The organism is Prauserella isguenensis (assembly GCF_014191605.1).
Taxonomy (GTDB): Bacteria; Actinomycetota; Actinomycetes; order Mycobacteriales; family Pseudonocardiaceae; genus Prauserella; species Prauserella isguenensis.
Genome location: NZ_JACHWU010000001.1, coordinates 1,442,426 through 1,460,149, shown reverse-complemented (window position 1 = coordinate 1,460,149; position 17,724 = coordinate 1,442,426). Strand labels below are relative to the sequence as shown.

Here is a 17,724-nt window from a genome sequence, read left to right as displayed (position 1 = left end):
CCGACATGACCGAAGCCGCTGACTTGACGATCCCTGCAGAACTCAAGCCCTCCGACGGCCGGTTCGGGTGCGGCCCCTCCAAGGTTCGGCCGGAACAGTTGGCCAACCTCGCCAGGGAGGGCGCGAACGTGCTCGGCACGTCGCACCGCCAGAAGCCGGTGAAGTCCCTCGTGGGCCGCGTCCGCTCCGGCCTGACCGACCTGTTCGGCCTGCCCGACGGCTACGAGGTGGTACTCGGCAACGGCGGTACGACGGCGTTCTGGGACGCGGCCGCGTTCGGCCTGGTACGCGAGCGGGCGCAGCACTTCACCTACGGCGAGTTCTCGTCGAAGTTCGCGAAGGTCACGGACAAGGCTCCGTTCCTGGACAAGTCCGTCATCGTCGAGGGCGAGCCGGGCAGCGCCCCCGAGATCTCGTACCAGGCGGGCTGCGACCTCGTGGGCTGGGCACACAACGAGACCTCGACCGGTGTCGCGGTGCCCGTGCAGCGCCCGGCGGGCAGTGACGACGCGCTCGTGGCGATCGACGCCACCTCCGGTGCGGGCGGCCTGCCGGTGAAGGCCGAGGACTTCGACGTCTACTACTTCGCACCGCAGAAGTGTTTCGCCTCCGACGGCGGCCTGTGGATCGCGCTCATGTCGCCCAAGGCGGTGCAGCGCGTCGAGGAGCTCGGCGCGGGCGACCGGTGGGTGCCGGAATTCCTGTCCCTGCCGACGGCGCTGGACAACTCCCGCAAGGACCAGACGTACAACACGCCCGCCGTCGCGACGCTGCTGACGCTGGCCGACCAGATCGACTGGATGAACGCCGGCGGTGGCCTCGACTGGACGACCGCTCGGACGAAGGACTCCTCGAGCCGCCTCTACGAGTGGGCCGAGCAGACCTCGTACACCAGGCCGTACGTGACGGACCCGTCGCTGCGTTCGCAGGTTGTCGGCACGGTCGACTTCGACGACGACATCGACGCCGCCGCCATCGCGAAGGTGCTGCGCGCCAACGGCGTCCTCGACACGGAGCCGTACCGGAAGCTGGGCCGCAACCAGCTGCGGGTCGGCATGTTCCCGGCGATCGAGCCGGACGACGTCACCGCGCTGACGAAGTGCATCGAGTACGTCGTGGAGCGGCTCGGCAAGTGAACCGCCTGCCCGGCGGGTGACTCCCCCGGGCCGCGGCGAGCACCGGACACGACGGGCGGCCCGGCACACGCGAGGTGTGCCGGGCCGCCGTCTGTCCGGAGCATTCGTGTGTGCCGGAGCGTTCGTGTGCCGGATCCGTCCTGTGCCCCGAGGAGCTCAGCGGCCGCGGACCGGTTCGGACCTGCCGAGCTCGTTGCCCTGCTTGTCCAGGGCCTCGACGGCGAAGAACGGGCCCGCCGCGTCGCACGAGATCGCCGTCTCGAATCCGCCCCGCGGCACGGTGACCGCCTCCGAGAGGTCGTCGGCACGCTTGCCCGCGAGCACGCGCCAGCGCTTGACCTCGGTCGCACCGTTCCAGCTCGCGTAGACCAGCACGCCGCGGGCGGCGTTCTTCCGCACCGCCAGCGCCGGCTTGTCGTCCGGCCTGCCGACCCAGTCGCCCAGGTAGGCCCGGTAGGACTGGACGAACTCCGGGGAGCGCCAGTCGGTGAGCCACTCGCCGTCGGCGTCGAACTCCGAGGTGTAGGGCTGACATCCCCAGCCGACGATCGCGCGCCCGTCGTCGAGAAGCTGCAGGTTGCCCTGGTTGTCGCAGAGCAGGCCGGCCGGGTGCACGTACTCCCGGTCGACGGTCGCGGTCATCGCGTCCTCGTCGAGCTGGAGGACCAAGCCGCGCGAACGGTTGGCCTGCGGGGGCGACGAGGCGTTGTCGAACAGCGACAGGGTGCCGTCGGGCTGCCTGCGCGCGTCGTGCTGCCAGGCGAACTCGACGCCCTTGCCGAGGCGGAAGTCGGTGTTCTTGCCGCCCAGCGTCCATCGCACGGAGCCGTCGGATTTCGCGATCTTGTAGATCGCCCACGTGTTGCGCGCGGAGACGAGCAGGTCGCCGTCGTCGTCCAGTCCGATCGAGTTCAGGTGGATGTAGTCGTACGGGTGCTCCTTCATGCCCTGTCCCTCCACGGGAAGCTGCGACTCGGCCAGGTCGACGTGGTCGAGGCTGTGCCAGTCGAACAGCACCTCGCCGGTCTCGATGTCGATCTCCTGGATCACGCCGTCCGACACCCAGCCGTCCGACGGTCCGCCGACGGCGCTCAGGTCCCGCTGCACCGGGTTGTAGGCCATGATCAACGCGGTGTCGCGGTCGGTGATGAGGAACTCGTGCAGGTCCGCGTCCGCGACCCCGTCTCCGGTGTCGACCTCGGCGATCTGCCGGTAGCTCTGGTCGAAGACCAGGCACTTGCCCTTGCCGAACCCGATGGGTGCCACGCCCTGCCAGGTCGTCAGGACGGGCCGGCCGCGGTAGGTCTGCATCCGGAAGTCCATCGGCTTCTGGTCGTCCCTGTCGCGTACTGCGAACCACACGGGCTCACCGCGGCGGTTGACGATGAGCATGCCCGCCTGACCGGCACCCTCACCCTGGTAGTCCTTCACCCCGAGGAACAGATGCCGCGGACTGGCCTGCGGCGCCGTGTCCGGGTCGGCGTCCGACATCTTGATCTTCGGCGGACGCAGATCGGGCCGCGAGTAGAAGGTGTGCACCTCCTCCGCCTTGGGCGGAGGCAGCACCTCCGGCTCGGGCTTCGACTGCCGGAATCCGGTAACCGACGTACCCGCTGATCAGGGGAACCGCAGCGACGGTGCCTGCGACGCCCGCACCTCTGAAGAACCGGCGCCTGCTGACTCGTGTCTCGCTCATCTCGCGTATCCGTTTCTTCCCCCAGCGACCGGCACCAATGGGGCGCCGGCCCTCGTCTCCGAGTTGTACTAGTCCGACCGAGTGATCATCGAACATGCCGGCCTTCCGGTGCGCAAGGGTCGGACGTGGGCGTGATCTCGCCGTGACTCGGCGCGCCTGCGTCGTCAAGTCGACGCGCCGCTCTAACGTTGGCCGGCAAGGAACGTGAACGCGCATGGGAGGCGGAATGCGAACGCTACGGGTGGTCGGGTTACACGAGGACGGCGAGTCCATCGTGTGCGAGGACCCCGAGCGCCGTGAGCGGTTCGTCCTGCCCGCGGACGAGCGGCTGCGCGCGGCCGCCCGCGGGGATCTCACCCGCCTCGGCCAGATCGAGATCGAGCTGGAGGCCCAGATGCGACCACGCGAAATCCAAGCCCGGATCCGCGCGGGCGAGACGGTCGAGCAGGTCGCGACCGCCTCGGGAGTCCCGACCGACCGCGTCGAGCGGTTCGCCTACCCCGTGCTGCTCGAACGCTCCCGGCACGCCGACCTGGCCCAACAGGCGCACCCCGTGCGCGACGACGGTCCGGACGTGCAGACCCTCTCCGAGGTCGTCGCCCACGCCTTCGGCGTGCGCGGCCACGACTTCTCCCAGGCCGAATGGGACGCCTGGCGCGGTGACGACGGCAACTGGGTCGTCTGCCTGCGCTGGTCGGCGGGCCGTTCGTCCAACCGTGCCCACTGGACGTTCACCCCCGGCATGCACGGCGGCACCGTGACCGCGATCGACGACCTTGCCGCCTCGCTCCTCGACCCGACGTCGTTCCGCACGCCCCGTGCCGTCACCGACCTCACCGAGCGAGCAGCCGCCGAGGAGCACACGGAGCACGAGCGCCCCGGGGTCCCCGCGGAGGAGCTCGAACCCGTGCTGTTCGACTGCCCGGAGTTCGACGAGCCCGACGGGCAGGGCGAAACGGCGAGCAATGTCATCGAGGCACCGCTGCCCGTCGACGAACCGCAGGCGGACGACACGGCGTCCGACACCGGCAGGAACGGGATCGACGGCCGCGGAACCGACGACGAGGACGCCCGCCCTGCTCCCGCGGCGGGCCAGGCCGCCCCCGGTTCCGACGCGGGTTCGGGCCCCGGCAAGCCGAGGCCGAAACGCCGGGGCGGCCACACACCCGTGCCCGCCTGGGAGGACGTCCTGCTGGGCGTCCGCAGCCAACGCGGCTGAGCGTCCACCCCGAGGGCGCCGGACGCTCGGCACCGCACCGCCGGTCGACACACGAAGGGCGGCCCACCTGGTCGGGTGGGCCGCCCTCACTGTGTCGCGTTCCGCCGATGCGGGTCAGACGCTCTTCGGCGTACCGACCCGGTCCGACTTGTCGCCGGTCCACGTCGACACACACGGGATGCGCGAGGTGTCGCAGCGCTCGGCGTACTTCTTCGTGATGTCGGTGACCTCGGTCATCAGGCCCTCGTTGAGGGTGATCGGGTTGAGGCCCAGGTGCAGGAAGCGGTCGTTGACCACGTGGAGGTCGTTCTCGTCGGCCTCGTTACGCGGGTTCTCGACGTTCTCGACCCTCGCGCCGGTCTTGTCGGCGATCATCTGAGCCAGGTCCCGGACCCGGTGGGTCTCGGTCATCTGGTTCAGGATCTGCACCCGCTCACCCTTCTCGGGCGGGTTGGAGATCGCCAGCTCGATGCACTTGACCGTGTCCTGGATGTGGATGAACGCGCGCGTCTGGCCGCCCGTGCCGTGCACGGTCAGCGGGTAGTCGACGCCCGCCTGCATCAGGAACCGGTTGAGCACCGTGCCGTAGTCGCCGTCGTAGTCGAAGCGGTTGATCAGGCGCTCGTCCAGCTGCGTGTCGTTGGTCTGCGTGCCCCACACGATGCCCTGGTGCAGGTCCGTGACCCGGATCTTGTCGTTCTTGTTGTAGAAGTAGAAGAGCAGCTGGTCCTGCGTCTTCGTCATGTGGTAGATGCTGCCCGGGTTGGCCGGGTACAGGATCTCCTGGTCGACCAGCTCACCGTTACCGGTGTCGATCTTGACCTTGAGGTAGCCCTCCGGGATCTTCATCCCGGCCGTGCCGTAGCCGTAGACACCCATCGTGCCGAGGTGCGCGATGTGGATGTCGAGCCCGCTCTCGACCACCGCGGCCAACACGTTGTTCGTGGCACCCATGTTGTTGTCCACGGTGTAGCGCTTGTGCCAGCTGCTCTTCATCGAGTACGGCGCGGCACGCTGCTCGGCGAAGTGCACGATGGCGTCCGGGCGGAACTCGAGGATCAGGTCGAGCAAGCGCTGGTAGTTCTGCGAGACATCGAGGTTGTGGAACGCGATGTCCTTGCCCGTGGCCTCCTTCCAGGCCTTCAGACGCTCGCCCATCGGGCGGATCGGCGTCAGCGACTCGGCCTCGAGCTCGATGTCGATCTTCCTCCGCGAGAGGTTGTCGACAATGGCGACCTCGTGCCCCTGCGCAGACAGGTGCAGGGAGGTCGGCCATCCGCAGAAGCCGTCGCCGCCAAGAACCAGTACTCGCATGTGTTTTCGTTCCTCCTGTCGCCTGAGCCACACGGCCCGGCACTGCACCCGAACCAGCCGGTTCACATTGTCTTAGTAACGGGCTGATCTCAACCCACGAAGCAAGAATAGGGATGTCGCCGCACGGATGAGAAAGGCGGTTGGCACAATAGGGGGCGTGACGACTGTTTCCGCAGGGCAGAACACCGCCGACCAGCAGGACTCGACTGACGACCCGGATCAACGCCCGGGCCAGCCGAAGTTCGTCGCACGTCTGGTCCGCGCGCTGATGAGCTCGGGCCTGGCCACCTGCACGAGCCAGGTGACACTGATCGTGCTGCTCACGATGGACATGAACCCCACGTCCGCGAGCGCCATCGCGTTCGTGGCGGGGGCGGTCCCCAACTACTTCGTCGCCCGTCGCTGGGCGTGGAACCGCCGAGGCAAGCCGGACGTCAAGCGTGAGCTGCTGCCCTACCTGTTCGTGATCGCCCTGGGTGGCATCGCCTCGATGACCCTCACGACGATTGCCGGCTGGATCACCGAGCCGCTCCGGATCGAAGGCTTCGTGCGCGTCATCGTGCTCGACGTGGCCTTCCTGAGCAGCTATGCGCTGGTCTTTCTCATCAAGTTCGCGCTGCTCGACCGCTTCGTCTTCAGCAAGCTCATCGCCCCGGAGGCCGCGAAGGCCGAACAGGTCGAACAGGCGGAACAGGTCGAACAGGCTGAAGCGGCCGAACCGGTGGAACCGGCCAAGGAGCAGGCCCGACCGACGGAACTCGCCTGACGAGAACCTCGAGGGACCAGCATGTGAGGGCCCGGCCACCGCACCCGGTGGCCGGGCCCTCACTCTGTGTGAATCCTCCTCGGCGCCGGCTCCGCTCCGTGGGGCTACTGGGGCAGGCCTCCCCCGGACGGGTTGTCTTCGCACGCCGGTAAAACGACTCGCTTCGTAATTCACCCGCGCTGTCCGTCCCACCGGAAAATGTGGACAATTCACCGGCCGATTTGCGTGCGCCCGGGAAGAGAAACCGATGATCGACATCGCTTTTTTGCCATGCGAACCGCGGCATTTCATCCGATTTTCACTGACGGGCCGCAATCCGGCGAGCTGGTCCAGGCGTCGCCGCAACGCCCGCTGCGGCGACGCCCGATGCAGCCACGACCGGTGCCGCGATGACCGTTCGGCAGCGACCGGTCCGCGACGGCCGGTCCCGCAGCGACCGCTGTCTCGACGACACCCGACGCCCGAGTAGGCATCTTGCGTGTCCCCGAACGGCGCCGAACCGGAAACGCGGCCCCAGAAGACAGCGAGCGGCCCCTGGGCCCGTCGCCGGGTCCCAGGGGCCGCTCGTCGTTCTCGTCGCCTCTAGAGGCCGTTCAGGCCGGTTTGCGCTCGTCGGTCTGCGGTGCGGTCCTGCGCACGTAGGGCCTGCGCTTACCGCCGCGGAGGACGTACTCCCGCAGCCAGGTCCCAAGCATCACGCGCGAGTAGTTCGCGCCGTACTTGATGCTCCCGCCCTTCTTGCTGGCGCCGTTGTTCCGCAGCTCCATGGTCATCGGCACCTCGAGCACCCGCGCACCCTTCGCCATGACCCCGAGCAGCAGCTCCGAGGCCTGGTACTGCGGCTCGCGCAGCGTCACGGACGCCCCCAGGTCGGCAGGCATCGCGCGGAAGCCGAACGACGTGTCGGTGATCTTCTGCATCGTCAGGATCGACGCCAGCCACGCGAACACCCGCACGCCCAGCCAGCGGACACTGCTGTCGTACTTGCCGGAGCCGAGGCGGCGCGAGCCCGTCACGAAGTCCGCGGTGCCGTCGAGCAGCGGCTTCATGAGCATCGGCAGCTCGTTGTTGTCGTACTGGCCGTCGGCGTCGGTCGTGACGACCCAGTCGGCCCCGCACTCGGCGGCGAGGTGGTAGCCCAGCCGCAGCGCGCCGCCCTGACCGCGGTTCTTCGGGGCCTCGCAGACGTACGCGCCCGCCTCTCGCGCGATCTCGGCCGTGCCGTCGGTCGCACCGTCGACGACCACCAGCGTCGAGACCGGGATGTCACCGCAGTGGGTGGGCATGTTCTGCAGCACCGGCTTGATGCCCTTGGCCTCGTTGTAGGCCGCGATGACCACCACGAGCGGGCTGAGCGGTGCTTCGCCGTACCGGCTACGGAACTCGGACACGGCCGCGGTGTCGACGTCGTCGGGATAGTCGTCCATCTTGGGACGACGGCCGCCTCCGGCGGGCTTCTTCCCCATTCCGAACATCGCGGCCAGACCCAACACGCCGCCGATCGGCAGCAGGACGAGCGCAGGCAACTGATACCTCCAGGAGAACTCGAACGCGGATGAACCCGCCAGGATGATGAGCGCGCTGCCGGTGCCGAGAAACGCACCGGATCTCAGCGGCGATCTGCGTGCCTTTCCTACTCCGACCGCACCCAGGATGCCCAACAACAGGAACACCGCGAGAAGCGGGCCCCAGGTGTAGCCGCCGTTCTGTTGATAATCACGCATAAAGGACGCGAGCGCCCGATCGGCGTGCGGCAACTCGTCATCATAAGCGAGCGTCCACGCCTGGTACACCTGAGGCGTCTCCGTCCCCACATCGTGGTACGGGTAGTGCGACTGGAAATGCCATCGTTCCGCGGGGACGTCGTTGTGGAACGTCTCCTTGACCGGGACGAAGTTCTTGCCGAAGTCGTAGAGCACCTCGCCGAGCAGATCCAGCGGCTGGTTCATGATGACCGTGTAGGAGAACTGCCGCGCCAGGGTCGCCTTGTCGCGTTCGTCCGGGAGCGGCTCCTCCGGCCAGGCCGACGAGCCGTACTGGAAGTGCGTGTAGTAGTCGACCGACTTGCGCTCGCCGAGGGGCTCCTCCGGGCACATCAGCCGCAGGCCCTCGTCGGACAGCTTGCTGCAGTCGGCGAACGTGGCCGTGCGGCCGTACAACACGTTGTTCGTGGCGCCCGTGAGCCCGAACTGGCCGGCGTGGACCGCGTAGTAGGACATGTACCCGAACATCACGAGCACCAGCCCGGCCAGGCCCGCTAGCGTCCTGCCCGCCACATGCCTACGACCGGCACGCGTCTTCCACGTCTTCAGCCCGCCGAACGCGAACAGCAGGAACAGCCCGAACGGCACCGCGACGACGAGACCGATCGTGCGGGTGAGCACCGCGCCCGCGAGCAGCGCGCCTGCGAGCGCGGCCCGCTTCCACGTCAGCTCACCGCGCGAGAGCAGGGCCCAGAGCATGCCCACCAGCAGCGCCTGGAAGAGGATCTCGGACATGAGATTCGCTTCGATCTGCAGCTGGTAGGCGTCCAGCAGCACCGGTGCGGCCACGATCGCCGCGAGCCAGCCGCGCTCGGTGTAGCGCATCGCCAACCGGTACAGCACCAGTGCCAGCAGGATGCCCATGGCGTGCTGGGCGGCCTGCACCCACGCGAACCCGCCGAACTCGAGCAAGAACTTGAGCAGGAGTGTGTACCCGAGCGGGTTGAGATCCGTCGGCCGCAGTTCCTCCAGGTTGCCCAGGTAGCGGAACGTGTCGATGTAGAGCAGTGCCGGCTGGTACGCCAGCCAGGTCACGACACGCAGGGCCACGCCGCCGGCCAGTAGCAACAGCAGCAACCAGTGACGGCGGAGAAAGGTGGACACTCTCGGCGGTCTCTCTCGTCGGTCGACTCGGCGGGTGGCGGCTCAGCCCGTGGCTGCGGCCTTCTGGAAGTACTCCCAGGTCGCGGCGAGCCCGGACTTGAGGTCGTACGACGGGGTGTACCCGATCGTGTCAGCGCTACCCGAGATGTCGACGATCACGGCCGGCATCTCACCGCCCGGTGCCGGCACGTGTTCGACCGGGAGCTCGGCACCCGTCACCGCCCGCACGCCGTCGATCATGTCCAGCACCGACACCGACCTGCCGCCGCCGAGGATCGCACGTCCGACGTACTGCGTGTCCCACGCACCCGTGATGCCGGAGACGATGTCGTCGAGGAAGACGAGGTCACGCTTCTGCTGACCGTCGCCGTAGACCTTCACACCCTCACCCGCCAGGGCGGCACGCATCAGGCGCGGGATGAAGCTGTCCTTGTGCGACATGCCCGGGCCGTAGACGTTGGTGAACCGCAGCGCCGTCGTCGTGACTCCGTAGGCACCCGCGTAGCCCGACATGAGCATCTCGCAGGCGGCCTTCGTCGCGCCGTACGGCGTGAGCGGGGCGAGCGGCAGGTCCGGGTTGATCGTGGCCGTGCCGACGTCGCCGACGACGGCGTTCGTCGAGGCGAGGATGAACCTCGGCACCTCGTTGATCCGGGCGAGTTCGAGCAGCTCGTGGGTGATCGCGACGTTCTCGGCGTACGTCTCCGCCGGCATCTCGACCGACTTGAGCACCGACGTGATCGCGGCGAGGTGGATGATGCCGTCGACACCGGGCTTGATCGCCCGCTCGCGCACGGCGGCGTCCTTCAGGTCACCCTGGACGTGGACGACACCCTCGTCGTCGGGGTACGGGGACGGTTCCCTGTCGATGACCGTGACCCGCGCGCCGCGTTCGCGGAACTTCGCGACGACCGCGCGTCCGATGAAACCGCTGCCACCGGTGACGACGACGTTGCACACGTCTTGAGGATTCGACGAAGCCATGGGGCGTAAAGTACCGGTCCCCCGAACGGTCCCCCGCGCCGACCGCCCCAATACCCGCGCCGGACCCCCTCGGCAAGACTCCGACCTGGTCGTTATCGACTCGTGAGCTGCCGCGGACCCGGAGCTCGGCCCACTGACCTGCGCCTGCGCACTGTCCACACTGGCGCGAATGTCCGTTCTCACCGGCCATGTTCGTGACAGGTTTCACACTCAAGTAGGCAGCGGGGATGCGCTCTCAGAGGACGTTGACGAGGACGCCGATCCACGAGAGCGCGATGCCGGTCGCCACCCCGCCGACGATCCAGCGCACCACGGGGACGTGCCTGCCCAGCCACAACGACGGCGCGAGGCCCGCGCTCACCACGAGCGCCGCCACGACCGCCACGAGCCCGTGCGTCGCCGAGGCCAGCGCACCGGCCAACGCGAGCATCGCCGCGATCATCACGACGGCGAAGAACACCGCGACCAGTACGCCGGTTCCCCAGGGGACCGGGCCCGGGTTCCGCTCCGCCTGCACCCGCCACCACTCGGCGAGCGCGTCGAACCGGCCGTGCTCACGGCCCGAGCCCGCCACGGCCTCGGCCGCGCCGGAGTCGGGTTCGCCCTCGTCGGCGGGCGGCACAGCGACGAACGTCCGGGCCGCGACCGGGTCGCGGTAGCTCACCGTCACCCCGAGAGCCGCCGCGACACGTCCCGCGAGCTGCCTGCCACGGTGCGCGACGACCGCCGCGCCGCCGGCGTCACCCTCACCCCTGCGGCCCGGGTCAACGCCGCCCGGTTCTACGGCGCCCGGGTCGACACCGTCCGGGTCAACACCGCCCGGTCTAACGCCGCCCGGTTCAACGGCACCCGCGTCAACGCCGCCCGGGTCGACGGCGCGGGAACCGCCCACGCCCACCACTGCGGACACGCGCGCCCACTCGTGCAGCGCGTCGGTCAGCTCGTCACCGAGGGAGAACGCGGCGGGATCGGCCTCGCGGCCGCCCGTGCCCGTCAGCACGGCGCGATCGCCGCGTACGTCGAGTTGCAGCTCAGCGCCGTGCATCCGCGACCGCTCCTTCCCAGCCCGCGGCCCCTTCTCTGCGCCGGGTGAGTTCGTAGAACGCCACCGCGCCGGTCGTCGCGACGTTGAGTGAGTCGACCCCGTCGGCCATCGGTACCGACACGGCGACGTCGGCCGCGGCGAGCGCCTCGTCGGAGAGGCCGTGTCCCTCCGATCCCAGCATGAGCGCCACCTTCTCGTCCCCCGCGGCCTCCCACAGCGGCACGGAACCGGGCCGCGGCGTCAGCGCGGCCAGCCGGAACCCGGCCTCCCGCACGACGTCCAGGGCGGCCTTCCACTCGGCAGGCCCGCTCGCGACGGCGAACGGCACCCGCAGCACGTGCCCCATCGAGACGCGCACGCTGCGGCGGTACAGCGGGTCGGAACAGCCCGGGCCGAGCAGCACACTGTCGACGCCGAGCGCGGCGGCGTTGCGGAACAGCGCGCCGAGGTTCTCGTGGTCGCCGACGCCTTCGAGCACGGCGATCACCCGCGCGTCGCGGACGAGGTCGGCGACCGACGGCTGCGGCGCCTTGTCCGCGGTGGCGAGCACGCCCCGGTTGAGGTGGAAGCCCACGACCCCCGCCATCACGTCGGCCGACGTGACGTACGCGGGCACGTCGAGGCCGGCGAGGTCGGGTTCCAGCTCCTCGATCCGCCGCTCCACGCCGAGCAGCGCCCGCACCGGATACGGCGACTCGACGAGCCTGCGCACCACGACGGTTCCCTCCGCGATCACGAGCCCGCGCCCACCCGGCCGGTCCGGCCTGCGGTCGGCGGTCGTGAGGTCGCGGAACTCGTCGAGCCGGGGGTCCCCGACGTCCTCGGTGTAGATCAACTGCAATCGGCAGGCCACCCGCAGAGTGTCCCATTGCACCTGTTGCGCGGGCATCGGTGCTCCGAACGCCGGGTACGCCGTTCGTGCGAACGAAGGCCCCTCGCAGAGTGTGAGGTGAACACCCCGCAGTGCACCGGTTTGGCCGCTGGTCGGACACGTGAGGCATGTGCCAACGTCGCTTGCTGCCGCGGAAACACCGCGGCGGGAGGCGTCGCGGTTACTCGGGAGGAAAGTGCCGATGGGTCAGGACGTCGCTCCGAGAAGCCGTCCCCCACACGAACGAGGCCGGTACCGCGACAAGATGCAACGCTGCCTCGACACGTTCGCCCGCATGCTCGCCGGGGAACACTTCACGTTCCCCCGCAAACACATCGGCCTCGAAGTGGAGCTGAATCTCGTCGACCAGGCGATGCGCCCGTCGATGTCGAACGCGGCCGTGCTGGCCTCGATCGACGACGAACTGTTCACCACCGAACTCTCCCAGCACAACATCGAACTGAACGTCCCTCCGCGCCCGCTGGACGGCGAGTCGGCGTTGCAGCTCGAAGGCGACCTGAACGCGCACCTCGGCCGCGCGGAGGCCAAGGCGGACGGCAACGGCGCACAGGTGGCCATGATCGGCATCCTGCCGACGCTCGGCAACGAGCACTTCGACCAGAAGTGGCTGACCGACAACCCGCGCTACGCCCTGCTCAACGACCGCATCCTCGCCACCCGCGGCGAATGCCCGCTGCTGTCTCTGGAGGGCGCGGGCCTGCCGGGCGGGCAGGCCGAGGACCTGCACACCTACGCCGAGTCGATCCTGCCCGAAGCGGCGTGCACCTCGGTGCAGCTGCACCTGCAGGTGGCGCCCGACGACTTCGCCCCTCACTGGAACGCCGCGCAGTGCCTGGCGGGTCCGCAGGTGGCGCTCGGGGCGAACTCGCCGTTCCTGCTCGGCAAGTCGCTGTGGGCCGAGACCCGGATCCCGCTGTTCCTGCAGGCCACCGACACCCGCCCGGACGAGCTCAAGAACCAGGGCGTGCGCCCGCGCGTGTGGTTCGGCGAACGGTGGATCACCTCGATCTTCGACCTGTTCGAGGAGAACCTGCGCTACTTCCCCGGCCTGCTGCCGGAGACGGACGACGAGGACCCGATGGACGCCCTCGCCGACGGCAGAGTGCCGCGATTGACCGAACTGCGGCTGCACAACGGGACGGTGTGGCGGTGGAACCGGCCGGTGTACGACGTCGTGGACGGCTCGCCGCACCTGCGGGTGGAGAACCGGGTGCTGCCCGCAGGCCCGACGGTCGTGGACATGATGGCCAACGCGGCCCTGTTCTACGGCGCCCAGCGTGCATTGACCGAGGAGGAACGGCCCGTGTGGACGCGCATGTCGTTCCAGGCCGCCGAGCAGAACCTGCACGCCGGCGCCCGGCACGGCTTCGACGCACAGTTCTACTGGCCCGACATCGGCTCGATCCCGCCCGACGAGCTCGCACTGCGGGTGCTGTTGCCGCTGGCGCACGAGGGACTGCGCAGTTCCGGGGTGTCGGCGACCGTGATCGACCGCTACCTCGGGATCATCGAGCGCCGCTGCGTCACCAAGCGCAACGGCAGCGTGTGGCAGCGGGAGGCCGTCGCCGCCGCGCAGGACCGTGGACTGAACCGGGAGTCCGCGCTGGCCGTGATGCTCGGCGACTACCTCGAACTGGCGCGTGAGGGCAGGCCGGTGCACGACTGGCCGGTAGGCTGATACTCCGGCCCGGCGACCACTCCGGCCCGGCGACGAAAGGCGCGGCGATGCCGAAGATCATCGGAAGCTCGCTGGACGAGCACCGCAGGCAGGTGCGCGAGAAGGTGTTCGACGCCCTCCGGAACCAGCTGTACGAGCGCGGGTTCGACGCGATCACGCTGTCCGGGGTCGCCGCGGAGGCGGGCGTGGGCCGCACCGCGATCTACAACCACTTCCCCGACCGCGAGCACCTGCTGGTCGAGTTCGTGGAGGACGAGGTCGCCCGTTACGTCACACGGCTGACCGACGCCGTCGAAGCGGTCGACGACCCGGCCGACAAGCTCGCCGTGTTCGCGCGCCTGCAGCTGGAGACGCTCGCCGACTACCACCTGCCGCCCGGCGCGACGCTCGCCTCGGCGCTCGCGCCGTCGTCGTACCGCCGCATCGCCGCGCACGCCGACCCGATCGGCCGCATGCTCACCGACATCCTCGAGAAGGGCATGAGCCGCGGCCGCTGGCCGCGGCAGGACGTCGCGGTGCTCGCGCCGATGGTCAGCGCCGCGCTCGGTGCCCGCCAGGTCGTCGATGTCCCGCCGGAGGAACTGCCGCAGGCGATCGAGCTCGCGGTGGCGTTCGTGTCGCGCGCGGTCGGAGTAATTCCGCGCGAAGCATCGCCGGGGGCGCCCGCTCACGGCTAGGCTCGTTTCTGACACGTTGTCAGAAAGCGCGGGAGGCGTCGTGACCGACCAGGCAGTGCACCCCGGACGGCCCGAGACCGAGTCGCAGGCGCCGGGACAGCCGCTCCCGCAAACCCCGTTCTCGCAGGTACTCCGGCACTCGACACGCGAGGTGCACGACCGCGCGCACCACTCCCGCTACATGAACGCGCTGCTGGACGGCCGGCTGACGCTCGAGGGCTACACGAAACTGGCGGAGCAGTACTACTTCATCTACTCGACTCTCGAGGACGCCGCCGACGCGATGACCTCCGACGAGGTCGGCGCACCGTTCGTCGTTCCGGAGCTGCACCGCACGCAGGCCCTCGTCGTGGATCTCGAGCGGCTCGCGGGGCCGGGCTGGCGCGACCGCATCACGCCGACGCCTGCCACGCGGTCCTACGTCGAGCGGCTGCGCGAGGTCGCCTACGACTGGGCGGGCGGGTTCGTCGCACACCACTACACGCGTTATCTCGGCGATCTCGCGGGCGGCCAGGTGGTCGGCAAGTTGCTGGAGCGGACGTACGGCGTCACCGGTCCTGGCGCGCGGTTCTACGACTTCGCGGCGCTCGGCAGCCCGTCCGCGTTCCGTACGCGATATCGGGCGCTGCTCGACGCGGCGCCGTGGGACGAGGCCGAACACGAGCGGATCATGGCCGAGACTCAGCACGCGTTCGAGCTCAACATCGCCGTGCTCGACGATCTCGCCGACGCCGCCGAGACGCACCGCGCGGCGTGAGCAACCGGTCCGCACGGGCGGTGCGGACCGGTGAGTCCCGGCCGGCACCACCGCGAGATCACCGGTTCGAGGGACGACTCCGTGGCGTGACCCATCTGACAGGTCGTTGACCTCCAGTGAGGTCGAGGGAGCAAGGTCAACTCACGCCTACCCGGTTAGCAAGCAGCCGTGACGGCGACTAGGTTGGCACACGAGACGAACTGCGCAAGCGACCTCAACGACGAAGGAGGGCTCATGCCCACGTACGAGCTTCCCGACCTCGACTACGACTACGGCGCGCTCGAGCCGCACATCTCGGGTGAGATCAACGAGCTCCACCACAGCAAGCACCACCAGACCTACGTCAACGGTGCGAACCAGACGTTGGAGAAGCTCGCCGCCGCGCGGGACGCGAACGACTTCGGCTCGATCGTCGGACTCGAGACCACGCTGGCGTTCAACCTCGCCGGCCACGCGAACCACGTCGTGTGGTGGAAGATCCTGTCCCCGAACGGTGGCGACAAGCCGACCGGCGAGCTCGCGGCCGCGATCGACGACGCGTTCGGCTCCTTCGACAAGTTCAAGGCGCAGTTCACGGCGGTCTGCACCACGATCCAGGGCAACGGCTGGGGCGCGCTGTCCTGGGACCCGATCGGCAAGACGCTGATCACCCAGCAGCTGCGCGACCACCACAACAACCTGGTCCTGCCGACGGTTCCGATCCTGCTGGTCGACGTGTGGGAGCACGCGTTCTACCTGCAGTACAAGAACGTGAAGCCGGACTACATCAACGCCCTGTGGAACGTCTTCGACTGGGCCGAGATCGGCAAGCGCTTCGAGGACGCCAAGGCCGGCCGCAACGGCCTGCTGCAGGCCTGAGGTTTCACGCCCGCCGAGGTCGACTCGGGCGCACCACGCGAAGGCCCCGCATCGGACACGTTCCGGCGCGGGGCCTTCGTCGTGTCGCAGGGCCCTGTCGTGCGAGGAGCCCTGTCGTGGACGGGACCTCGCGGGCGGAGCTTCGTGGCGGTGGAAGCGGCGCGGAACCACGGCTGAGCAGGACGTGCGCCGAGGTGTGGACGGCCGACGTCGGTTGTGTGATTTCGTGGGAACCACTGACACTGTTCGACACGTCCAACTACTGTCACCGTAAGTGTGCGCCCGTTGACGACCCGATGACCAGGTGGGGGAAGTAGCTATGTCGCAGCCCGGCAACGGCGACGGCAACGCCGTCGGCCCGGTAGGCACCATGACCGGCAGCGATGGTGCGGACCTGTCGCCGCAGCAGCGCGAGGCCATGTATCAGGCCCAGGCTGCGGGAATGGACGGTCCGTTCGGCATGCCGTTGGGCCAGTTCGTCGCGGAGGCACGCGCCGCGGGCATGAACGACAAGCAGATCGAGAAGCTCGCGCAGGATGCGGAGGTACTCGAGGGGCTCAACGGGTCCGACCAGAATTACCAGGGCCGGCAGCATGCCGAGATGAAGGGCTTCGTGACCACGAACCTGGACCCCGCCCAGGTCAACCAGATGTCCGAGACGTTCAGCAAGATCAAGGGCGTTCTGGACCGGCTGTCGCAGCGGACGAACGAGAGCGTGGGCAAGGCGCGTCACGAGTGGGAGGGCGACGCCGCCGAGAGCGCCTTCGGCTACTTCAACCAGATGTCGACGTGGGCGGATTCGAACGCCACCAACGCGCAGCTGGCGTCGGAAGCGACGTATGCGCAGTCGGGCGCGGCCGAGACGGCGAAGAACACGATGCCGGAGCCGGTCGAGACGGGCGGGCTGATGAAGGACTTCGGGTCCGCCGTCAAGGACAACCCGTTGGACCCGATCGGCGCGTTCAACAAGGCCATGGAGACGCGGGAGAAGGCCGACGCCGCGCACCAAGAGGCCGTGCAGGTCATGACCGATTACGACCAGAACCTGTACCAGGCCGCTTCGAAGCAGCCCGCGTTCTCCGAGCCGCCCACGTTCACCGCGGGCTCCGGCGACAAGGCCGGCCTCGGCCGCAGCAGCGATGTCATCGACATCTCGGGTGGGGATGCGACGAGCGCGTCCGGTTACACCGGTGGCCAGACGGGTGGTGCTCCGGTGACGGGTGGTGGCCCGACCGGTGGTGGCGGGTACAACGGCCCGTCAGGCAACAACAGCCCGGGTGCTGTGCCGACGCCGGTGGCCGGTCGCGGCCCGTCGACGGGTGCGGGGCAGGTGCCGGGCACGGGTCCGCAGGGTAATGGTCCGGTCGGGCCGCGGGTGCCGACCACGGGCGCGGGTCCGGGCTTCGGCGGTATGGGTCCGGCGCCGGTCGGGCCGATGAGCGGCGGTGGCCAGGCGGGCCGTGCGACGCCGTACAACAGCAAGCTCGGTGGCCGGGCCGCGTCGGCCGGGTTCGGTCCGACCGGTGGTGGCTCGGCCGCCGGTGCTGCGAAGGGCGCGGCGGGCGCGGGTGGGGCCGCGGGCGCCGGGGCCGCTTCGGGTGCGGCGAAGGGCATGACCGGTGGTACGGGTGCGGCGCCCGGCGCGGCCGCCGCAGCCGGCGGGTCGGGTGCCCGGGGCGGCTCGGGAATGATGGGCGGCGCCGGGGCCGGCAAAGGTCAACAGGGTGGCGACGAGGAAGAACACCAGCGTCCCTCCTGGCTCGTCGAAGCCGACCCCGACAGCCTCTTCGGCACCGACGAACGCACCGCACCACCCGTCATCGGGGAATAACGGC

Annotated in this window: 14 protein-coding genes; 8 read left to right on the top strand and 6 right to left on the bottom strand. The window is 69.3% G+C overall.

The features are described from left to right. Window positions 1-5: 5 nt before the first annotated feature. Entirely contained in the window at window positions 6-1,136 is a 1,131-nt protein-coding gene (gene serC, locus FHS23_RS06800; RefSeq protein WP_183649415.1) for a phosphoserine transaminase, read from the top strand. Window positions 1,137-1,292: 156 nt separating this feature from the next. Here the strand turns inward: serC and FHS23_RS06795 are convergent, their stop codons facing one another. Then, window positions 1,293-2,702, bottom strand: coding sequence for an arylsulfotransferase family protein (locus FHS23_RS06795; protein ID WP_343053694.1), 1,410 nt, complete (start codon window positions 2,700-2,702; stop codon window positions 1,293-1,295). Between the two features lie 356 nt (window positions 2,703-3,058). On the opposite strand from FHS23_RS06795, the gene sepH reads away from it, so the two are divergent. Then, complete coding sequence (gene sepH / locus FHS23_RS06790) at window positions 3,059-4,051, top strand: septation protein SepH (RefSeq protein ID WP_183649412.1); 993 nt, start codon at window positions 3,059-3,061, stop codon at window positions 4,049-4,051. Window positions 4,052-4,165: 114 nt separating this feature from the next. On the opposite strand, the gene FHS23_RS06785 is transcribed toward sepH, so the two are convergent. Continuing rightward, complete coding sequence (locus FHS23_RS06785) at window positions 4,166-5,365, bottom strand: NAD-dependent epimerase/dehydratase family protein (protein ID WP_183649409.1); 1,200 nt, start codon at window positions 5,363-5,365, stop codon at window positions 4,166-4,168. Window positions 5,366-5,522: 157 nt separating this feature from the next. On the opposite strand from FHS23_RS06785, the gene FHS23_RS23690 reads away from it, so the two are divergent. Beyond that, window positions 5,523-6,131: a GtrA family protein gene (locus tag FHS23_RS23690; protein WP_343053692.1), complete on the top strand. Its 609-nt coding sequence runs from the start codon at window positions 5,523-5,525 to the stop codon at window positions 6,129-6,131. Window positions 6,132-6,724: 593 nt separating this feature from the next. Here FHS23_RS23690 and FHS23_RS06775 read toward each other — a convergent pair. The 4 genes from FHS23_RS06775 to FHS23_RS06760 form a co-directional block, all read right to left on the bottom strand. Further along, complete coding sequence (locus FHS23_RS06775) at window positions 6,725-8,998, bottom strand: glycosyltransferase (RefSeq protein ID WP_183649406.1); 2,274 nt, start codon at window positions 8,996-8,998, stop codon at window positions 6,725-6,727. Between the two features lie 42 nt (window positions 8,999-9,040). Then, complete coding sequence (locus FHS23_RS06770; protein ID WP_183649403.1) at window positions 9,041-9,982, bottom strand: NAD-dependent epimerase/dehydratase family protein; 942 nt, start codon at window positions 9,980-9,982, stop codon at window positions 9,041-9,043. A 235-nt stretch (window positions 9,983-10,217) separates the two neighbouring features. Next, a complete protein-coding gene (locus FHS23_RS06765) occupies window positions 10,218-11,027 on the bottom strand; it encodes a DUF2537 domain-containing protein (protein ID WP_183649400.1) in 810 nt (269 codons plus the stop codon). Next, window positions 11,014-11,916: a TrmH family RNA methyltransferase gene (locus FHS23_RS06760; RefSeq protein WP_183649397.1), complete on the bottom strand. Its 903-nt coding sequence runs from the start codon at window positions 11,914-11,916 to the stop codon at window positions 11,014-11,016. The genes FHS23_RS06765 and FHS23_RS06760 overlap by 14 nt, the downstream gene beginning before the upstream one ends. A 184-nt stretch (window positions 11,917-12,100) precedes the next feature. On the opposite strand from FHS23_RS06760, the gene FHS23_RS06755 reads away from it, so the two are divergent. From FHS23_RS06755 to FHS23_RS23095, 5 genes are all read left to right on the top strand, one after another. After that, entirely contained in the window at window positions 12,101-13,597 is a 1,497-nt protein-coding gene (locus FHS23_RS06755; RefSeq protein ID WP_183649394.1) for a glutamate-cysteine ligase family protein, read from the top strand. 47 nt (window positions 13,598-13,644) lie between these two features. Then, a complete protein-coding gene (locus FHS23_RS06750) occupies window positions 13,645-14,274 on the top strand; it encodes a TetR/AcrR family transcriptional regulator (protein ID WP_183649391.1) in 630 nt (209 codons plus the stop codon). Window positions 14,275-14,329: 55 nt separating this feature from the next. Then, on the top strand, window positions 14,330-15,031 hold the full coding sequence (locus tag FHS23_RS06745; protein WP_183651084.1) for a biliverdin-producing heme oxygenase: 702 nt from the start codon (window positions 14,330-14,332) through the stop codon (window positions 15,029-15,031). A gap of 234 nt (window positions 15,032-15,265) precedes the next feature. Continuing rightward, window positions 15,266-15,889, top strand: a complete 624-nt coding sequence (locus FHS23_RS06740) for a superoxide dismutase (protein ID WP_183649388.1) — start codon at window positions 15,266-15,268, stop codon at window positions 15,887-15,889. Between the two features lie 319 nt (window positions 15,890-16,208). Then, a complete protein-coding gene (locus FHS23_RS23095) occupies window positions 16,209-17,720 on the top strand; it encodes a hypothetical protein (protein WP_183649385.1) in 1,512 nt (503 codons plus the stop codon). Window positions 17,721-17,724: the final 4 nt, after the last annotated feature.